Below are 17,811 nucleotides of genomic sequence, written 5' to 3'. Positions count from 1 at the left end.
ATTGAGGTGAAACGAATGAATGTTGTTTCGGCTATAAAAAAGAATGCGCTGGCGGCAGCCGCTCCCATAATGATTGTCGTGCTGCTGTTGGCGATATCGCCAGCCACAAGGTCTGTGGAAGCGATCGCGTCTCTGCTCAGGCAGGGGTTTGCGCCGGCAGTCCTGGGCTGGGGTGTGTTATTCAACATGAAGGTTGGAAACTGGGATTTTTCGATAGGTGCGAGGTTTGTCCTGGCGTCTATCGTAGCGGGAAACATGGCCATGGGAATGCGGCTGGGTGTATTGGGCGTTGTCGTTCTTTGTATCGTACTTTCGCTGATCATGGGAGTTGCAGTGGGACTGGCCTACAGGTTCCTGAAAATTCCGACGCTGATCGTATCCATAGGCATTTGCCTTATTTTCGAGAGTGTGACAAGAATCATATACGGTGGTGCGGGAACGCATCTCACACCGGAATACATGATTCTCGGCACCCTGCCTTATGAGGTGATCGTATTTATTATCTGTTTTGCAGTTGCGGCGTATTTTTATTACAAGAACAAACTGGGCTATAATGTACGCGCAGTGGGAAGCAATCCGACGGTTGCCCAGACCAACGGCATCAGCGCGCTCAATACAAAGACAAAGGCGATTATCATATCAGGCTTGTTCGCGGGTCTGTACTGCATTATGACCCTCAGCAGATCCAGCGTATGCTCAGCAGTTTCAGGGACTCTCGGAAGCGCGGCGACGGTATTTGACGCCATGATGTGCGTTCTGATCGGAATGGCAATCTGTGGGAAAGGCAATATTATATTTGCCATCTACAGTGGCGCGCTGATCACTCAGGTCCTGAAAATGGGAATGATGGCAATCGGCCTGCCCACCTCGTATAATAAGGTGATTATCGCTGCGTTCGTAGTGCTCTTTATGGTCATCTCCTCTTATTCGGATGATCTGAAGAAAGTCTTCAGCAAGAGAAGAGCAGGGGCGGCAGCATAACAGACAATGTATAAAATAAAGGAAGTGGGGGGAAGGAATTGAGTACTTTCTCCCATTTCTGTAATAAGGGAGGAAATAAACAGACATGAAAATCCTGGCGCTTGACTTTGGCGGCAGCTCTGTAAAATACGGAGTAATTGATGAAAACGCGACACTTTTAACATCAGGCAAACGCCCTGCTCCGCTGAATTCGGCGAATGAGTTTTTGGATACGGCAGAAAAGCTCTGCCATGAATTTAAAGGTGCGATTGAAGGAATCGGAATCAGCCTGCCTGGGAATATTGATCCTGACAGCGGTGTTCTTCTGGGAAGCGGAGTGTATGACGAGATACTGCATGGATGCAGCATAACGGAGATGGTGCATGATCGCTGCGGGCTTCCCGCTGCCGTTGAAAACGACGGAAAATGCGGCGCTCTTTCTGAAGCGTGGAAGGGCTCGCTGGCGGATGTGGATGATGGGATAGTCATGATACTCGGAAGCGGCATCGCCGGCGGACTGATCAAGGATCATAGGGTACACAGCGGAAAAGGCTTTAATGCGGGCGAATTTTCCTATACGGTGTGCAGGCCGGGCGATTACAGCATGATGTCCTGCGCGACGATGGCTGTCGGAGCCCTCGGCATCACCTATAAGCTCTGCAAAATGAAAAATTTAGACCTGTCCGTGCAGGACGCGGCTCCCACCCTTCTGTTTCTGGATACGGTACTCGGAAAGTATTTTCCGGCGATGGACGGTGAACCCGGGAAAACAGTGGCGGATGGAAAGCAGTTCTTTGCCTGGGTGAAAGAAGGGGACAGGGACGCGCTCAGGGTATATCAGGATTTTATTACCGCTCTGGGAGCGATGGTGTTCAACGCCCAAATCTGCTATGCGCCGGACCGCATTGTGATAGGCGGCGGGCTGAGTATGGGGGAAACCGTTCTCACGGATCTGAAGGCCGAGCTCGCAAAATATGATGCCGGTTTTGGAATGAACGGCCTGATGAGCGCGGAGGTGGTCAGAAGCACTTATCTTGGCGAGGCAAATCTGTATGGCGCCGCCTATCATTATATTGGACGTTGTGTAAATCAATGATTACCAGGACAGAAGGAGGATATGTATATGTTTAAAGAAGGATTCCTGTGGGGCGGAGCAACGGCCGCCAACCAGTTTGAGGGAGGATGGAACGCAGATGGAAAAGGAGTCTCTATATCGGATATGTGTACCAATGGCAGCCGGGATGAGGCTAAGTGGTTTACACAGGCAATTCACGCGGACCGGCTGTATCCCAGCCATGAAGCCAGTGATTTTTACCATCATTACAAGGAAGACATTGCGCTTCTCGGAGAGATGGGCTATAAATGCTTCCGTCTTTCCATCGCGTGGTCTAGAATCTTTCCTACGGGTATGGAGGAAACGCCAAACGAGGCAGGGCTTCAGTTCTATGACCGTGTGTTTGATGAATGCATCAGATACGGCATAGAGCCGCTGGTTACTATTTCTCACTATGAAATGCCTTTTGAACTCGCCAGAAAAAACAACGGCTGGCTGTCAAGGGAGACGATAGGATGCTATGTGCGCTACGCGGAGGCAATCCTCGACAGATATCACGATAAGGTTAAATACTGGATTACCTTTAATGAGATCAACTGCGCTCAGATGCTGATGGGAGATATCGTGGCTACCAGCATGATCCGTGATTTTGAAGGCCCGATTGACACGATCAGGCGCACGGAGCAGGACAGATATCAGGCGCTCCATCATCAGTTCGTTGCTTCTGCAAGGACGGTAAAGTATGCCCATGAAAACTATCCGGAGTGCAAAATGGGAAATATGACCGCTTTTCTGGCGGCGTATCCCGGAACCTGCAATCCCACGGATATCCTCACCGCGCAGAGATTTATGCAGGATGATAACTGGTATTGCAATGACGTGCAGATAAAAGGGGAATATCCATATTTTGCGGAAAGACTGTGGAAGGAGCATCAGGTGTCCCTGTCCATTGAGGACGGCGATTTGAATATTTTGAAGGAAGGAACGGTGGATTTCACCAGCTTTTCGTACTATATGTCGGTATGCGTGGGAGAGAGCGGCGAGGAGAACAGCATAGGCGGCAATCTCACAAACGGAAAGAAGAACCCGTATCTGAAGGCCAGCGACTGGGGCTGGCAGATCGATCCGGAGGGCTTGCGGTATGCCCTGAATGAGACGTATGACCGCTACAGGATACCTGTAATGGTGGTAGAGAACGGCCTGGGCGCCTTTGACGAGATTGTTGACGGCAGGGTCCATGATATCTACAGAATCGATTATATGAGAGAGCATATCCGTCAGATGGAGCTTGCTACGGAGGACGGGGTTGATCTCATGGGATACACCTGCTGGGGATGTATCGATCTTGTGAGCGCCACCACCGGCGAGATGAGAAAGAGATATGGCCAGATTTTTGTCGATAAGTACGATGACGGAACAGGGAGCCTGGAGAGAATCAGGAAAGATTCGTTCTACTGGTATCAGAAGGTTATATGTTCTAATGGGAAAGAGCTTGACTGAAATCATTGATTTCTTTGCTTGAAGGCCGTCATGTTAAGCTGCTCGTAATTGCTGATTGCCCGCTCAAGCTCTTTGCCGGACAGAATATCGCCGACAGGAAGGTTCGAGCACAGCGTATGATATACCTCAGGTATGGGAGTTTTATAGCCTGCTGTGATCCATTCACGGATAGTGCAGAGCCATATATGGCTGGTGTAGGAGGAGGCGCTTGTGCCGGTCAGTTCCCTGGAAATTCTGTAAACGGCCTTCAGGAATATTTCCGTGCCCTCCAGATCTGTAACAAGGTTTTTAAAATATTCTTTGTTGTTTAAAATGATGGCAAGCAAAGAATAAGATGTATCCTTCCAGGTGGCGTTGGGGCCGTAGATTGCCTGAAAACTCCAAAGCAGCTCAAATACGGCGGTTTCTGCGAGATTATATTTATCCAGAAACAGGCGGTAGAAGGTCTGATGGGAAACACCGCTTACGCGGATGATATCTACGGTTTTTATTTTTGAAAAAGGCTGTTTTCCTAACAACGAAGTAAAAGCATTCTTGATTTTATCAATAGCGAATTCTGTTCCTGCTGCCATAGGTTTACCCCTCCCTGGATGAAAAACTGTGAGTTAATTGAAATTATATAAAACCATTAAAAGTTTAACATGTTGCAGTTTTGAAATCAAGGGGGAGGGGGTAGTATATAGGGGGCGGCGGAAGTGTCATCAGGTTGTCCGTATTTGGCTTTGAAAGGCGGTTGACAGATTTGCAGGCGGTATGATAGTATAACACTTGTGAATACAGTTTCGCGTGGTAGAGTGGCTCATTGATAAAAGAGTGAATTCCCGCGCGGGCGTGTTTCAAGTCAAAGGAGGAAAAGGGATTATGAAAAAGAAAATAGTTGTATGCATACTGGCTGCTTCAATGGCGGCAGCGCTGGCAGGGTGCGGAAGCGGGAACGCGGCTGCGGGGAGTTCTAAATCTGAATCAAAGAGTACGTCATCCGGCGTTTCATCTGCTTCCAGCGAGAGCAAATCTGACAGCAGCGCGGCTTCCAAGAGCACTTCTTCTGAAGGCGCCGGGACCGGTGTGGAAGACGGCGTCTTTACGGTAGGGTTTGATGCGGAGTATCCGCCCTATGGATATATGGGCGAAGACGGTGAATATACCGGATTCGACCTGGAGCTGGCTCAGGCTGTCTGTGATCTGGAGGGCTGGGAGCTGGAGAAAAAGCCGATTAACTGGGATTCCAAGGATATGGAGCTGGAGTCCGGATCTATCGACTGTATCTGGAACGGATTCACCATGAATGGCCGTGAGGATGACTATACGTTCTCTATTCCTTATGTGGACAACAGCCAGGTGATCGTGGTAGCCGAGAATTCCGGAATCGATAAGCTGACGGATCTGGCCGGAAAGGTAGTGGGCGTACAGGCTGCGTCTGCGGCGCTGGACGTGCTTCAGAGCGATGAAGAGGGAGGCAAGAAGGAACTGTCCGATACCTTCTCGTCATTGAATGAGTTTGCTGATTACAATACGGCGTTCACGGAGCTTCAGGCAGGCGCTCTGGATGCTCTGGCAATCGATATCGGCGTGGCCAAATATCAGCTGAATTCCAGAGGAGAGGGCTTTAAGATGCTGGATGAGACGCTGAACACTGAAGAATATGCGATCGGCTTCAAGAAAGGCAACCAGGCACTGTGCGACATTGTAAACGCAGATCTTCAGAAGCTGGCGAATGACGGAAAAGTGGCAGAGCTGGCAGAGAAATACGAAATTGCGGATATGGTGAGCCTGAAGGCCGAATAAAGCAAAAAAAGCAGCAGACCCCGCGGGATTTACCCGTGGGGCGCGCTTGTTTCTGGGAGGATCGTGTATGAGCTTTCAAGTGATGTTGGAGAAGCTGGCAGGAGGGTTTGGGCAGACCTGCCTTATTTTTGCGCTGACTCTGGTTATTTCGCTGCCCGTGGGAATGATCGTGTATTTTGGCCGGGTGTGCCGGTTTAAGCCGGTTAGCTGGCTGGTCAAGATCTTTATCTCCATCATGCGGGGAACCCCGCTGATGCTGCAGCTCTTAATCTGGTATTTCGCTCCATACTATCTGTGGGGAATGAATATCGGAGGCTATAAGTTTACCGCGATCATTCTGGGCTGTTCGCTGAATTACGCGGCGTATTTTGCGGAGATTTACCGTTCCGGAATTGAATCAATTCCGAGAGGCCAGTATGAAGCAGCCCAGCTGCTGGGATATGGAAGGCGCCAGACCTTTCTCAAGATTATTCTTCCCCAGGTGGTTAAAATCGTAATGCCTTCTGTGACGAATGAGGTAATTACGCTGGTAAAGGATACCTCTCTTGTGTATTCACTGTCCTATGTGGAGATGTTCGCGGCGGCAAAGCAGATTGCGGCTGCTGAAACTACGGTGCTCCCGCTCTTTATTGCCGGAATTTTCTATTATGTCTTTAACTTCGTTGTGGCATGGGTGATGGAACGGATTGAGAAGAAACTGGATTACTATCATTAGGAGGAAACCGGTATGAGCCTTTTGGAAATGAATCATATACAAAAAGAATTTGACGGGCTGGAAGTGTTGAAGGATATTTCGGTTTCCGTAGAGGAAGGAGAAATCCTTTCAATCATCGGACCCTCCGGTTCGGGAAAATCAACGCTGCTCCGGTGTGCCACCATGCTGGAGGCCATTGACGGGGGAGAGATATTCTACCTGGGCGAGCAGGCCGCCACGGCCCGTGAGGGCAGGGCAGTCTATGTAAAAGGGGAAGCGATGAAGCGAGTCCGCAGCTATTTCGGGATGGTCTTTCAAAATTTTAACCTGTTTCCTCACTATTCTGTAATGAAAAATATCACGGATGCTCCGATCCACGTACAGAAGCGGAACCGGGAGGAGGTCTGGGACGAAGCCAGAGAGCTGCTGAGAAAAATGGGGCTGGAGGATAAGGAAAACGCATATCCCTGCCAGCTGTCGGGCGGCCAGTGCCAGCGTGTGGCCATTGCCAGGGCACTGGCTCTGAATCCCAAAATACTTTTCTTTGATGAACCCACATCGGCCCTGGATCCGGAGCTGACCGGAGAAGTGCTGAAGGTCATCCGTTCACTGGCTGATCTGGATATAACGATGGTCATTGTCACGCATGAGATGCAGTTCGCCAGAGATATATCTGACCGTATTGTGTTCATGGATCAGGGGGTGATTGCGGAGGAGGGTACGCCGGAACAGGTATTTTCTTCGGGAAATGCCAGGATGAAGGGATTTTTAGGGCGTTTTCACCAGATGTAAGGCATCGTGCATTTTAAATTTGCATTGCTTTTGGTATTGCAATGCATTATAATTTATACGGAATACCCCAAGCCGGGTATCGCTGTGAAATGGCGGATAACCGCCCCGTTGATAATAAAAATACGTCAGGAAAAGAAAGGTGTCAAAGCTCATGGAGAAAAAAGAACAGCTATATGAGGGAAAAGCAAAGAAGGTATACGCAACCGAGGATCCGGCAGTTGTAATCGTAGACTACAAGGATGACGCTACCGCATTTAACGGTGTGAAGAAGGGTACAATTGTAGGCAAGGGCGTGATTAACAACAGAATGTCTAACTATGTCATGAAACAGCTGGAGAAAGAAGGCGTTCCCACCCATCTGGTAGAAGAGCTGAGCGACCGTGAGACTGCTGTCAAGAAAGTCAGCATCGTGCCGCTGGAAGTGATCGTGAGAAACGTGGCTGCCGGAAGCTTTTCCAAGAGAATGGGAGTGGAAGAGGGAAGAGAGCTGCTCTGCCCGATTCTTGAATTCAGCTACAAATGTGACGAGCTGGACGACCCGTTTATTAACGACGATTATGCGTTGGCACTGGGCCTGGCCACACAGGAAGAGATTGATATGATTAAGAAATATACAAGAAAGGTGAATGAATTCCTGAAAAAATATTTTCTGGAAGTGGGCATTAAGCTCATTGACTTCAAGATTGAATTCGGACGCCTGGCAGATGGTACGATTATCCTGGCAGATGAGATTTCTCCGGATACCTGCCGCCTGTGGGATGTGCATACTAATGAGAAGCTGGACAAGGACCGTTTCAGAAGAGACATGGGAAATGTTGAAGAAGCGTATCAGGAAGTATTCCGCCGTCTGGGCCTCGCCTGAAGCTGACAGGGAGGACATGGGAATATGAGTACAACGGACAGATATGTAAGCCCTCTTTCTGAGCGGTATGCCAGCAAGGAGATGCAGTACATTTTCTCACCCGATATGAAGTTCAGCACCTGGAGAAGGCTATGGATCGCTCTGGCGGAGACGGAGATGGAGCTGGGGCTTCCGATCACCCAGGAGCAGATCGATGAGATGAAAGAGCATGTATCCGACATTAATTACGATGTGGCAAAAGCGCGTGAAAAAGAAGTCCGCCATGACGTCATGTCTCACGTATATGCATACGGGGTACAGTGTCCAAAGGCCAAGGGTATCATCCATCTGGGGGCCACCTCCTGTTATGTTGGCGACAATACAGATATCATTGTCATGAACGAAGCTCTGAAGCTGGTGAAGAAGAAGCTGGTGAATGTGATCGCGGAGCTGGCCAAGTTCGCCGGCGAGCAGAAGGGGCAGCCGACGCTGGCGTTCACCCACTTCCAGCCGGCGCAGCCGACGACAGTGGGCAAGCGTGCGACCCTGTGGATGCAGGAGTTTGCCATGGATCTGGAGGATCTGGAATATGTGCAGAGCACGCTGAAGCTGCTGGGCTCTAAGGGGACTACAGGCACACAGGCCAGCTTCCTGGAGCTGTTTGAGGGAGATCAGGAGACCATCGACAGGATTGATCCGATGATCGCTGAAAAGATGGGATTTTCGGCCTGTTATCCTGTATCCGGGCAGACCTATTCCAGGAAGGTGGATACGAGAGTGGCCAATGTTCTGGCAGGAATCGCTGCCAGCGCCCATAAATTTTCCAATGATATCCGTCTGCTGCAGCATCTGAAGGAGGTAGAAGAGCCATTTGAGAAGAGCCAGATTGGTTCCTCAGCCATGGCCTACAAGCGGAATCCAATGAGAAGTGAGAGAATCGCATCTCTGTCCAGATATGTGATGATCGACGCGCTGAATCCCGCGGTTACTTCGGCTACCCAGTGGTTTGAGAGGACTCTGGATGATTCGGCCAACAAGCGCCTGTCCATACCGGAAGGCTTTCTGGCGATTGACGGCATTCTGGATCTGGTGCTGAATGTGGTGGATGGCCTGGTAGTATATCCGAAGGTAATCGAAAAGCGCCTGATGTCCGAGCTGCCGTTTATGGCAACAGAGAATATCATGATGGACGCGGTGAAGGCGGGCGGAGACCGTCAGGAGCTGCATGAGAGAATCCGTGAGCTTTCCATGGAGGCGGGCAGGTCCGTCAAGGTGGAGGGGAAGGATAACGATCTTCTGGAGCGGATTGCGGCTGATCCGACCTTTAACCTGAGCCTGGAAGATCTGAAGAAGACCATGGACCCGTCCAGATATACCGGACGCGCGGAAGTGCAGGTTGAAGCTTATCTGGAGCAGGTGATCCGTCCGCTTCTGGAAGAGAACCGTGAACTTCTGGGGATGAAGGCTGAAATCAACGTGTAAAACAGCTTTAGTTATAAATTTTGGTTATAAAATAAGAGCACTTTATTAGTAATAATAAGTTTAACTTATGAGATGTTTATGGTATACTTTTTCCTGCGGGGGCCGTTCTGAGCATCCCGCGGGAAAATTATCTTAGGAGGAATTTAAAGATGATCAAGGCAGTAGTCGGAGCAAACTGGGGAGACGAAGGGAAAGGAAAGATTACGGATATGCTGGCTGAAAAGGCCGATATCATCGTACGCTTTCAGGGAGGAGCCAACGCGGGACATACCATCGTAAATAATTATGGGAAATTCGCGCTGCACACTCTGCCTTCTGGTGTGTTCTACAATCACACGACCAGTGTGATCGGCAATGGTGTGGCATTGAATATTCCCGTGCTGAAGAAGGAATACGACGATATTGTCAGCAAGGGAGTGCCGGCGCCGAAGCTTCTGGTATCTGACAGGGCGCAGATGGTCATGCCTTATCATATTTTATTTGACGGGTATGAAGAGGAGAGGCTGGCCGGCCGTTCATTCGGCTCCACAAAATCCGGCATCGCTCCCTTCTATTCTGATAAATACGCGAAGATCGGTTTTCAGGTGAATGAGCTTTTTGATGAAAAAGTGCTGCTGGAGAAGCTTAAGAATGTCTGTGAGACTAAGAACGTGCTGCTGGAGCATTTATATCACAAGCCGCTTCTGGTTCCGGAGGAGATTTTCGGAGAGCTGATGAAATGGAAAGAGATGATCGCGCCGTTCGTGTGCGATACCTCCTCATTCCTGTATGAGGCGCTTCAGGAAGGCAAGGAGATCCTGCTGGAGGGGCAGCTGGGTTCGCTGAAGGATCCGGATCATGGGATTTATCCCATGGTTACCTCTTCTTCCACGCTGGCCGGGTACGGCGCTGTGGGAGCCGGTGTTCCGCCCTGTGAGATCAAGAAGGTTATCACGGTCACAAAAGCATATTCAAGCGCTGTGGGAGCAGGGGCGTTCGTTTCTGAGATCTTCGGAGATGAGGCGGATGAGCTGAGGCGCCGCGGCGGTGACGGCGGCGAGTATGGCGCGACCACAGGAAGGCCAAGGAGAATGGGCTGGTACGACTGTGTGGCTTCTAAATATGGTTGCAGAATACAGGGTACCACGGATGTGGCGTTCACCGTGCTGGATGTGCTGGGATATCTGGATGAGATTCCGGTCTGCGTGGCCTACGACATTGACGGCAGGATCACGACAGAATTTCCGACCACGGGGCTCCTGGAGAAGGCAAAGCCAGTCATTGAGACTTTGCCCGGTTGGAACTGCGATATCCGGGGCATTAAGAAATATGAGGATTTGCCGGAAAACTGCCGGAAATATGTAGAATTTATTGAAGAAAAGATCGGATTCCCGATTACGATGGTTTCCAACGGACCGGGAAGAGATGATATCATCTATCGTGAAGGGAAATAATATGAAGAGATGCAGATGGACTCTGCTGGGAACACTGCTGTCGGTTCTTCTGCTCCTGTCTCTGGGCGGATGCCAGAAGGCGCAGGATGTGGAGACGACGACGGTCTCCGCTGATAAGAAAGGGAAGATTGAACAGATGATTGTAGAGCCGCTGGGCAGCGACGATTACACTGCCGAAGAGCTGGAAGCCTACATCAGCGACAGTCTTGCCGCTTATACAGAAGAAGCCGGATCAGAGAACATTAAGCTGGAATCCTGTGAGATGAAAGAGGGAACTGTGAAGATTCGTATCAGTTATGAATCCTGGAGCGACTATATGGGCTTTAATCAGGTTGCCTGTTTCTTTGGCACGCTGGAGGAGGCGCAGGAGGCTGGATATTCATTTGACAGGAATTTCCTGGACAACAGCGGTAAAGCAGCGGCGGGGGCGACGATCCTGGCTCACGGGCAGGAGTGGAAGATCCTGATTTTGGAAGAACCTGTGCAGGTAATGGTGCCTGGGACAGTCCTTTATACCACCGATAATGTGTCGGTGACCGGGACCAGGACAGCATCGATCGGCGGCGGCACTCCGGAAAGCATTGCGGGACAGTTTGTGGCCACCACTGATGAGGCAGCATACATCATATTTAAACCGTAAAAATCAGCTGCTCTGCCGTACCGGCCGTTGCTAATTGCGTGTTTCTGACATGACGCAATCGGGAAAAGGCTTTTATAGCAGTGTAAGAGCATCTGTGCAGGTGGATGAATTAAGTAAGGAGATGATAGACATGGAAAAGACAATGGACAAAATAGTAGCTCTGGCAAAATCCAGAGGCTTTGTATATCCCGGCTCCGAGATTTACGGCGGCCTGGCGAATACCTGGGATTACGGCCCGCTGGGTGTGGAATTGAAAAATAACGTGAAAAAAGCCTGGTGGCAGAAATTTGTGATGGAAAGTCCCTATAACGTGGGGGTGGACTGTGCGATCCTGATGAATCCCCAGACCTGGGTGGCTTCCGGTCATCTCGGAGGTTTTTCAGATCCGCTGATGGACTGTAAGGAATGTCATGAGAGATTCCGCGCGGATAAGCTGATTGAAGATTTCTGTGAGGAAAAGGGCATGCCTATTGAAGGCGGCAGTGTGGACGGCTGGACCCAGGAGCAGATGATGGAATTTATTGAGAGCAATCAGATTCCCTGCCCGACCTGCGGAAAGCACAATTTTACAGATATCCGTCAGTTTAACCTGATGTTCAAGACTTTTCAGGGGGTCACCGAGGATGCGAAGAATACAGTTTACCTGCGTCCGGAGACCGCACAGGGCATCTTTGTCAATTTTAAAAATGTCGCCAGAACTACCAGGAAGAAGATTCCTTTCGGCATTGGTCAGATTGGAAAATCTTTCCGGAATGAAATCACACCTGGAAACTTCACCTTCCGAACCAGGGAATTTGAACAGATGGAGCTGGAATTCTTCTGTGAACCAGGTACGGATATGGAATGGTTCCTGTACTGGAGACAGTTCTGCATCGACTGGCTGAAGAGCCTTGGTATGAAAGAAGAAGAGATGCGCGCCAGAGACCATTCCCCGGAGGAGCTTTGCTTCTACAGCAAGGGCACGACAGACATTGAGTTCCTCTTCCCCTTCGGATGGGGCGAGCTGTGGGGAATTGCCGACCGGACGGATTATGACCTGACACAGCATCAGAACACCTCTGGCCAGGACATGACTTATTTTGATGATACGAAGAATGAAAAGTATATTCCCTATGTCGTAGAACCTTCGCTGGGAGCCGACCGTGTAGTGCTGGCCTTCCTCTGCAGTGCTTATGATGAAGAGGTGCTGGACGCGGAAAGAAACGACGTGCGAACCGTCATGCGTTTTCATCCGGCGCTGGCTCCGGTTAAGATTGCGGTGCTGCCGCTGTCCAAGAAGCTGAATGAAGGCGCAGAGAAGATTTTCACAGGCCTTTCAAAGAAATATAACTGTGAGTATGATGACCGCGGCAATATCGGGAAGAGGTACCGCAGGCAGGACGAGATCGGAACGCCTTACTGCATCACGTATGATTTTGACTCAGAGACAGACGGCGCCGTAACTGTCCGTGACCGTGATTCCATGGAGCAGGAACGTGTGAAAATCGAAGAGTTAGAGGCATATTTTGCAGATAAATTTGTATTTTAATGACATATGATTCAGGAGACTCCCGGATAGGGCGGCATATTGATTCCGCTGCTGTCCGGGAGTTTTCTGCTTTTCTTCCTGTCCTGAGCCAAAAGGAAAAAGAATAACCGGGATATTCGGACATTATGCTGGGAAAAATAATGTTCAGGAGGTAAAAATATCATGAAAGGAAAAGTAGAAGAATATCTGGAATATCTCGAGAAGGAAGAAAAGAGTATTGCTACCCGGAAGCAATACGGGCGGGATGTCATGAGCTTTCTGCGTTTTGCCGGAGGAGCGAGGGTCACGAAAGAGCTGGTGATCCGTTACAAGGAAAACTTGCAGAAAGCTTATCAGCCTGCCAGTGTCAATACAAAGATTGCAGCAATTAACGGTTTTTTTACATTTTTGGGCCGGGAGGATCTGAGAGTGAAACAGCTTAAGATCCAGCGCAGAGCATATTGTTCCAAAGAAAAGGAATTGACCAGGGCGGAGTATCTGCGGCTCATTCAGGCGGCAGAGTCCAGAAATGATGGGAAACTGGCCCTGATGATCCAAACTATCTGCGGCACCGGCATCCGGGTATCTGAGCTTTCAAGCATCACTGCTGAAGCAGTTCAGAGTGGGGAAGCAGTCATATATCTCAAAGGCAAGACCAGGAGCATTCTGATTCCGGGTAAACTGAGAAAGGTTCTGAGTGCCTACATGAAGCGTCTCAATATCGTCTCAGGCCCCGTATTCATCACCAGGACGGGCAGGCCGGTGGACCGGTCCAATATCTGGAAGATGATGAAGTCACTGTGCGCCTGCGCCGGTGTAAAACCCAGCAAAGTATTCCCACACAGCTTCAGACACCTTTTTGCACGCTGCTTTTATGCGATAAACCGGGACATCGCCAAACTGGCCGACATCCTGGGGCACAGCAATATCAATACCACGCGCATCTATATTATCTCGTCCGGCCGGGAGCACCGCCGGCATATGGATGCCCTGGGTTTGGTACTCTGAAGGCAGCAGGCATAAAAAACCACATAATTTACATTATGTGGTTCGTATGAAGCGGATGGCGCCACAGGAAAGAAGCCTCAGCCTGTAAAATCTATTTATGAGCCTTTATTCTGAAAATTTTGTACACGAAACAAAGCCCTCGCATAAGAGCCGCGCCAGAGGGCCTATTTGTCATACCTGTAAGCCGGACTGCCGTTGAATGGCCCCCGTTTATCTTGACGAAAATCTGAAAATTTGCTATGCTAATTAGCAAAGATGGACTGAATATGTAAACTCACCACCACATAATGTAAATTATGTGGTTCGTATGAAGCGGAAAAGGAGGAGGGCATGGATCTTAACAAACTTCAGCAGACAGAGGCCATATTTCAAAAACTGCCTTCTTTTTTTCAGGAACACTGCCGGAGAACAGGGAAGCTTGCGGGAGGCTTCCTTGAATATCTCATGAAGGAGCAAGCCGTTTCCGGGATGTCTGATCCCGGCGGCTTTCTTCCGTCGGATATGGAGCTGATGGGAAAGTATCATGATATAGGAAAAACAGCTATTTCCCATTCAGTCTGGCTGAGCAGAAGGCCTTTAACGGCGGCGGAACAGAGCCTTGTGCGCACTCATCCGCTCTTTGGCGCCTATCTGATCCGGGGTATGGCAGTCCCGCCGGAAGCGGAGTCCCTGGAGAACGGATTTTGGGAAGAGGCTGCACGATGCTGCCAGTACCACCATGAGCGTTGGGACGGGGCAGGTTATCCCTTCGGCATTTCCGGTGAGAGTATTCCTTTGCTTGCCAGGATCATCTGCATTGCAGACGCATATGACGCCATGACGTCAGTTCGGCCTTACCGTGCCGGTATGCCGGAGGAGGAGGCGCTGGAGGAAATCTTCCGGAATAAAGGCAAACAGTTTGATCCGGTGCTGGCCCCGCTGTTTTGTGAGCTTATGCAGGCAACACAGGTCGCGGCCGTACAGTAGCGGCAACTGTTTCATTCCGGAGCTTGCTTTTTCTGTATAGACTAATTATAATAGAGCTATAGTTTTAAACAATTAGTCCAAGAGAGGAATTATTTCATGCAGAAAAAAAAGGTTGTTGTAGCCCTGGGCCATCGGGCGCTTGGAACGACGCTGCCGGAACAGAAAGCTGCTACAGAGAATTCAGCAAAGGCAGTGGCTGATCTGATAGAAGCCGGTGCGAATGTGGTGATCACACACAGCAACGCGCCGCAGGTGGGTATGATTCATACCGCCATGAATGAATTTAAGAAATTACATCCGGACTATACTGTAGCGCCCATGTCCGTCTGTTCGGCCATGAGCCAGGGATATATTGGCTATGATCTTCAGAATTCCCTGCGCGCTGAGCTGCTGAGGCGGGGGATTTATAAGCCTGTGGCGACTGTTTTGACACAGGTGACTGTCGATCCCTATGATGAGGCATTCTATAATCCTTCTAAAGTGATCGGCCGGATCATGACGAAGGAGGAAGCGGACGCTGAAGAAGCCAAGGGGAATTACGTAACCTCTGTAGAAGGTGGTTATCGCAGGATTGTGGCTGCGCCGAAACCGCAGGATATCATTGAAATCGATACCATTCAGCTGATGCTGGATGCCGGACAAGTTGTTATCGCGGCTGGGGGCGGTGGAATTCCAGTCTTGGAACAGGGAGAAGAGCTGCGGGGTGCCAGCGCGGTCATTGAGAAGGATCTGGTCAGCGGGAAGCTGGCGGAGCTGCTTCACGCCGATGAGCTGATGATCCTGACCAGCGTGGAGCATGTTGCAGTCGGTTATCATACAGAGCATCCGTCTCCATTGTCGAAGATCACGGCAGCGGAAGCGGAACAATATATTGCGGAAGGGCAGTTTGAACCGGGAACCATGCTTCCGAAGATAGAAGCCGCCGTAGAATTCCTGAAAAAAGGAGGAAAGAGGGCGGTGATCACCTCCATTGACGAGGCGAAAGCGGGATACCTGGGCAGGACCGGAACGGTGATTGAATGAATAAAGTCAAAATAACGGTGCTTAAGACAACTCTTGACCGGGAGCTGGCGGAAGAATACGGCGTTCAGGGCCTGACAGCCTGCCCGATGATGCAGGCCGGACAGATTTTTTATGCGGATTATGCGAAGCCAGAGGGGTTTTGCGATGAGGCGTGGAAGGCCATCTATCAGTATGTATTTGCTCTGTCGCATGGCATGGGGGATGAGCTGTTTTATTATGGGGACTGGATCAGGAAGCCGGGAGTTGCGATCTGCAGCTGCAATGACGGGCTGCGCCCGGTGATTTTCAAACTGGAAGCGACAGACGAGGAATCAGTGATAGATTATGAACCCATCACGAGATAGAACAGGCCGGGTGTTCCCCGGCCTGAACATTTTCAAACAACAGGAATACTCCCCGGCCCGTGAGGGCATAAAAAAAGAAGCGCAGCAAAATGGTTCGCATCACAGCCGTCCATTTTATCAGCACTCCTTTTCATGAGGGGGGAGATAGTGAGTGGTTAATCAACTATCTGACTCTTATTATAAGAGGAAGATGTGTTCAAAATATGTCCACATTCTGAAAGAATCCTAAAAATCCTTAAGAATTATTAAAGAAAGAGATCGGAAAGACCCGGTTACCGTTCTGGCAGCCGGGCCTTTTCAGACAATGGAGGAAGGCATGAAAATTCAATTATCAGATCATTTTACTTACAGAAGGCTGCTGCGTTTTACCCTGCCTTCAATTGTAATGATGATTTTCACATCCATTTACAGTATCGTTGACGGTCTTTTCGTATCTAATCTTGTGGGCGATCTGGCGCTTTCGGCGGTGAATATTGTAATGCCGGTCATTATGATTGTCGGGGCCTTCGGTTTTATGCTGGGGACCGGGGGGAGCGCGGTGACTGCCAAGACCATGGGCGAAGGAAAGCAGGAACAGGCAAACCGGTATTTCTCCATGTTCGTATGGGTGATTGCTATTTTGGGAATTGTCCTGTCTGTGATTGGCATCATTTTTATGGAGCCGCTGGCGAGACTGGCTGGAGCCAGTGACCTGCTGATCGGGGACAGTGTCTTATACGGGCGGATACTTTTGGCTGGTTCAGCTGCTTTTATGCTTCAGACCACATTCCAGAGCTTTCTGATTGTCGCTGAGAAGCCGCACATGGGCCTGGGGCTCTCATTGGCGGCAGGAGTGACGAATATGGTGCTGGACTATGTGTTTATCAAAATCGTTGGGCTGGGGATAGCCGGGGCCGGGTTTGCAACCGTTATCGGCTATGCGGTGGGAGGAATCATCCCGCTCGTTTACTTTCTGAACAAGAAAAGCGGGGGCCTTCGGCTGGTCAGGACGAAGTTTTACGGGAGAATCCTTCTGAATGCCTGCGCCAATGGTTCTTCTGAGATGATGAATAATATAGCGGCGTCCCTTGTGGGTATCATTTATAATATTCAGCTCATGAGGATGTTGGGAGAGGCAGGCGTGGCCGCCTATGCGGTTATGATGTATGTGGATTTCATTTTCCTGGGAACATTTCTGGGATTTTCTTTCGGCGGCGCCCCTGTAATCAGTTATCACTACGGGGCAGGAAATCATGGGGAATTGAAAAATCTGTTCAGAAAAAGCTTGGTGGTAACCGGAGTGTTTTCAATTATAATGGTAGCGGCATCTGAGGTATTAAGTTATCCGCTTTCTGCAATATTTGTGGGTTATAACCGTGATTTGCTGGATATGACCGTGCATGGCTTCCGGTTGTTTGCGCTGAATTATGTCATTTGCGGGATTAATGTTTTCTCTTCTTCATTTTTCACTGCACTCTGTAATGGAAAGATATCTGCGTTCCTGTCATTTATGCGTGCTCTGGTGCTGAGAGGAGGGATGGTACTTTTTCTTCCGGTACTTCTGGGTGTGGATGGAATCTGGCTGGCGGTAGTGGCGGCGGAAGCGCTGGGCGCGGTGTTCTCTATTTTGTTTTTTATCACGCAGAGGAAGAGATATGGATATGCGTAAGCTGAGTAACATAAAAAGAAGAAACCGAATCACTCCGGTTTCTTCTTTAATGAGGGGGGAGATAGTGAGTGGTTAATCAACTATCTGAGATTTATTATAAAAGCAAGATGTGATCAAAATATGTCTATATTCTG

General features: G+C 49.7%; 17 protein-coding genes. 16 read left to right on the top strand and 1 reads right to left on the bottom strand.

Going from position 1 to position 17,811, the window contains the following annotated elements:
• Positions 1–15 precede the first annotated feature (15 nt).
• The 3 genes from H9Q79_RS10925 to H9Q79_RS10915 all read left to right on the top strand — a co-directional run bounded on the left by H9Q79_RS10925 (position 16) and on the right by H9Q79_RS10915 (position 3,514).
• Complete coding sequence (locus H9Q79_RS10925; RefSeq protein ID WP_249328285.1) at positions 16–981, top strand: ABC transporter permease; 966 nt, start codon at positions 16–18, stop codon at positions 979–981.
• An 85-nt stretch (positions 982–1,066) separates the two neighbouring features.
• On the top strand, positions 1,067–2,056 hold the full coding sequence (locus H9Q79_RS10920) for an ROK family protein (RefSeq protein WP_249328284.1): 990 nt from the start codon (positions 1,067–1,069) through the stop codon (positions 2,054–2,056).
• A 21-nt stretch (positions 2,057–2,077) separates the two neighbouring features.
• Entirely contained in the window at positions 2,078–3,514 is a 1,437-nt protein-coding gene (locus H9Q79_RS10915; protein ID WP_249328283.1) for a glycoside hydrolase family 1 protein, read from the top strand.
• Between the two features lie 2 nt (positions 3,515–3,516).
• Here H9Q79_RS10915 and H9Q79_RS10910 read toward each other — a convergent pair whose 3' ends face one another.
• A complete protein-coding gene (locus H9Q79_RS10910) occupies positions 3,517–4,086 on the bottom strand; it encodes a TetR/AcrR family transcriptional regulator (RefSeq protein WP_249328282.1) in 570 nt (189 codons plus the stop codon).
• Between the two features lie 289 nt (positions 4,087–4,375).
• On the opposite strand from H9Q79_RS10910, the gene H9Q79_RS10905 reads away from it, so the two are divergent.
• The 13 genes from H9Q79_RS10905 to H9Q79_RS10845 all read left to right on the top strand — a co-directional run bounded on the left by H9Q79_RS10905 (position 4,376) and on the right by H9Q79_RS10845 (position 17,677).
• Positions 4,376–5,299, top strand: coding sequence for an amino acid ABC transporter substrate-binding protein (locus H9Q79_RS10905; RefSeq protein ID WP_118643012.1), 924 nt, complete (start codon positions 4,376–4,378; stop codon positions 5,297–5,299).
• Positions 5,300–5,366: 67 nt separating this feature from the next.
• Positions 5,367–6,014, top strand: a complete 648-nt coding sequence (locus H9Q79_RS10900) for an amino acid ABC transporter permease (RefSeq protein ID WP_118643014.1) — start codon at positions 5,367–5,369, stop codon at positions 6,012–6,014.
• A gap of 12 nt (positions 6,015–6,026) precedes the next feature.
• Entirely contained in the window at positions 6,027–6,785 is a 759-nt protein-coding gene (locus tag H9Q79_RS10895; RefSeq protein WP_118643016.1) for an amino acid ABC transporter ATP-binding protein, read from the top strand.
• Between the two features lie 151 nt (positions 6,786–6,936).
• The gene (gene purC, locus H9Q79_RS10890) at positions 6,937–7,647 is read left to right on the top strand and encodes a phosphoribosylaminoimidazolesuccinocarboxamide synthase (RefSeq protein ID WP_118643064.1); all 711 of its coding nucleotides are present in this window, start codon (positions 6,937–6,939) and stop codon (positions 7,645–7,647) included.
• Between the two features lie 24 nt (positions 7,648–7,671).
• The gene (purB, locus tag H9Q79_RS10885; protein ID WP_118643018.1) at positions 7,672–9,108 is read left to right on the top strand and encodes an adenylosuccinate lyase; all 1,437 of its coding nucleotides are present in this window, start codon (positions 7,672–7,674) and stop codon (positions 9,106–9,108) included.
• A 149-nt stretch (positions 9,109–9,257) separates the two neighbouring features.
• The gene (locus H9Q79_RS10880; protein ID WP_249328281.1) at positions 9,258–10,541 is read left to right on the top strand and encodes an adenylosuccinate synthase; all 1,284 of its coding nucleotides are present in this window, start codon (positions 9,258–9,260) and stop codon (positions 10,539–10,541) included.
• 1 nt (position 10,542) lies between these two features.
• On the top strand, positions 10,543–11,181 hold the full coding sequence (locus H9Q79_RS10875; protein WP_118643020.1) for a hypothetical protein: 639 nt from the start codon (positions 10,543–10,545) through the stop codon (positions 11,179–11,181).
• Positions 11,182–11,311: 130 nt separating this feature from the next.
• Positions 11,312–12,709, top strand: coding sequence for a glycine--tRNA ligase (locus H9Q79_RS10870; RefSeq protein ID WP_118643022.1), 1,398 nt, complete (start codon positions 11,312–11,314; stop codon positions 12,707–12,709).
• Between the two features lie 162 nt (positions 12,710–12,871).
• Positions 12,872–13,696, top strand: a complete 825-nt coding sequence (locus H9Q79_RS10865) for a tyrosine-type recombinase/integrase (RefSeq protein ID WP_118643024.1) — start codon at positions 12,872–12,874, stop codon at positions 13,694–13,696.
• 330 nt (positions 13,697–14,026) lie between these two features.
• A complete protein-coding gene (locus H9Q79_RS10860) occupies positions 14,027–14,662 on the top strand; it encodes an HD-GYP domain-containing protein (RefSeq protein WP_249328280.1) in 636 nt (211 codons plus the stop codon).
• Between the two features lie 96 nt (positions 14,663–14,758).
• Positions 14,759–15,685, top strand: coding sequence for a carbamate kinase (gene arcC / locus H9Q79_RS10855; RefSeq protein ID WP_118643028.1), 927 nt, complete (start codon positions 14,759–14,761; stop codon positions 15,683–15,685).
• The gene (locus H9Q79_RS10850) at positions 15,682–16,029 is read left to right on the top strand and encodes a TIGR04076 family protein (protein ID WP_118643030.1); all 348 of its coding nucleotides are present in this window, start codon (positions 15,682–15,684) and stop codon (positions 16,027–16,029) included. The genes arcC and H9Q79_RS10850 overlap by 4 nt, the downstream gene beginning before the upstream one ends.
• Positions 16,030–16,345: 316 nt before the next feature.
• Positions 16,346–17,677: an MATE family efflux transporter gene (locus tag H9Q79_RS10845; protein WP_249328279.1), complete on the top strand. Its 1,332-nt coding sequence runs from the start codon at positions 16,346–16,348 to the stop codon at positions 17,675–17,677.
• Positions 17,678–17,811 lie beyond the last annotated feature (134 nt).

Origin of the sequence: Wansuia hejianensis, assembly GCF_014337215.1 — a bacterium.
Lineage (GTDB): Bacteria > Bacillota > Clostridia > Lachnospirales > Lachnospiraceae > Scatomonas > Scatomonas hejianensis.
Note: the sequence above shows the minus strand (reverse complement) of the source record. Positions and strands in the feature narration are given on the sequence as shown.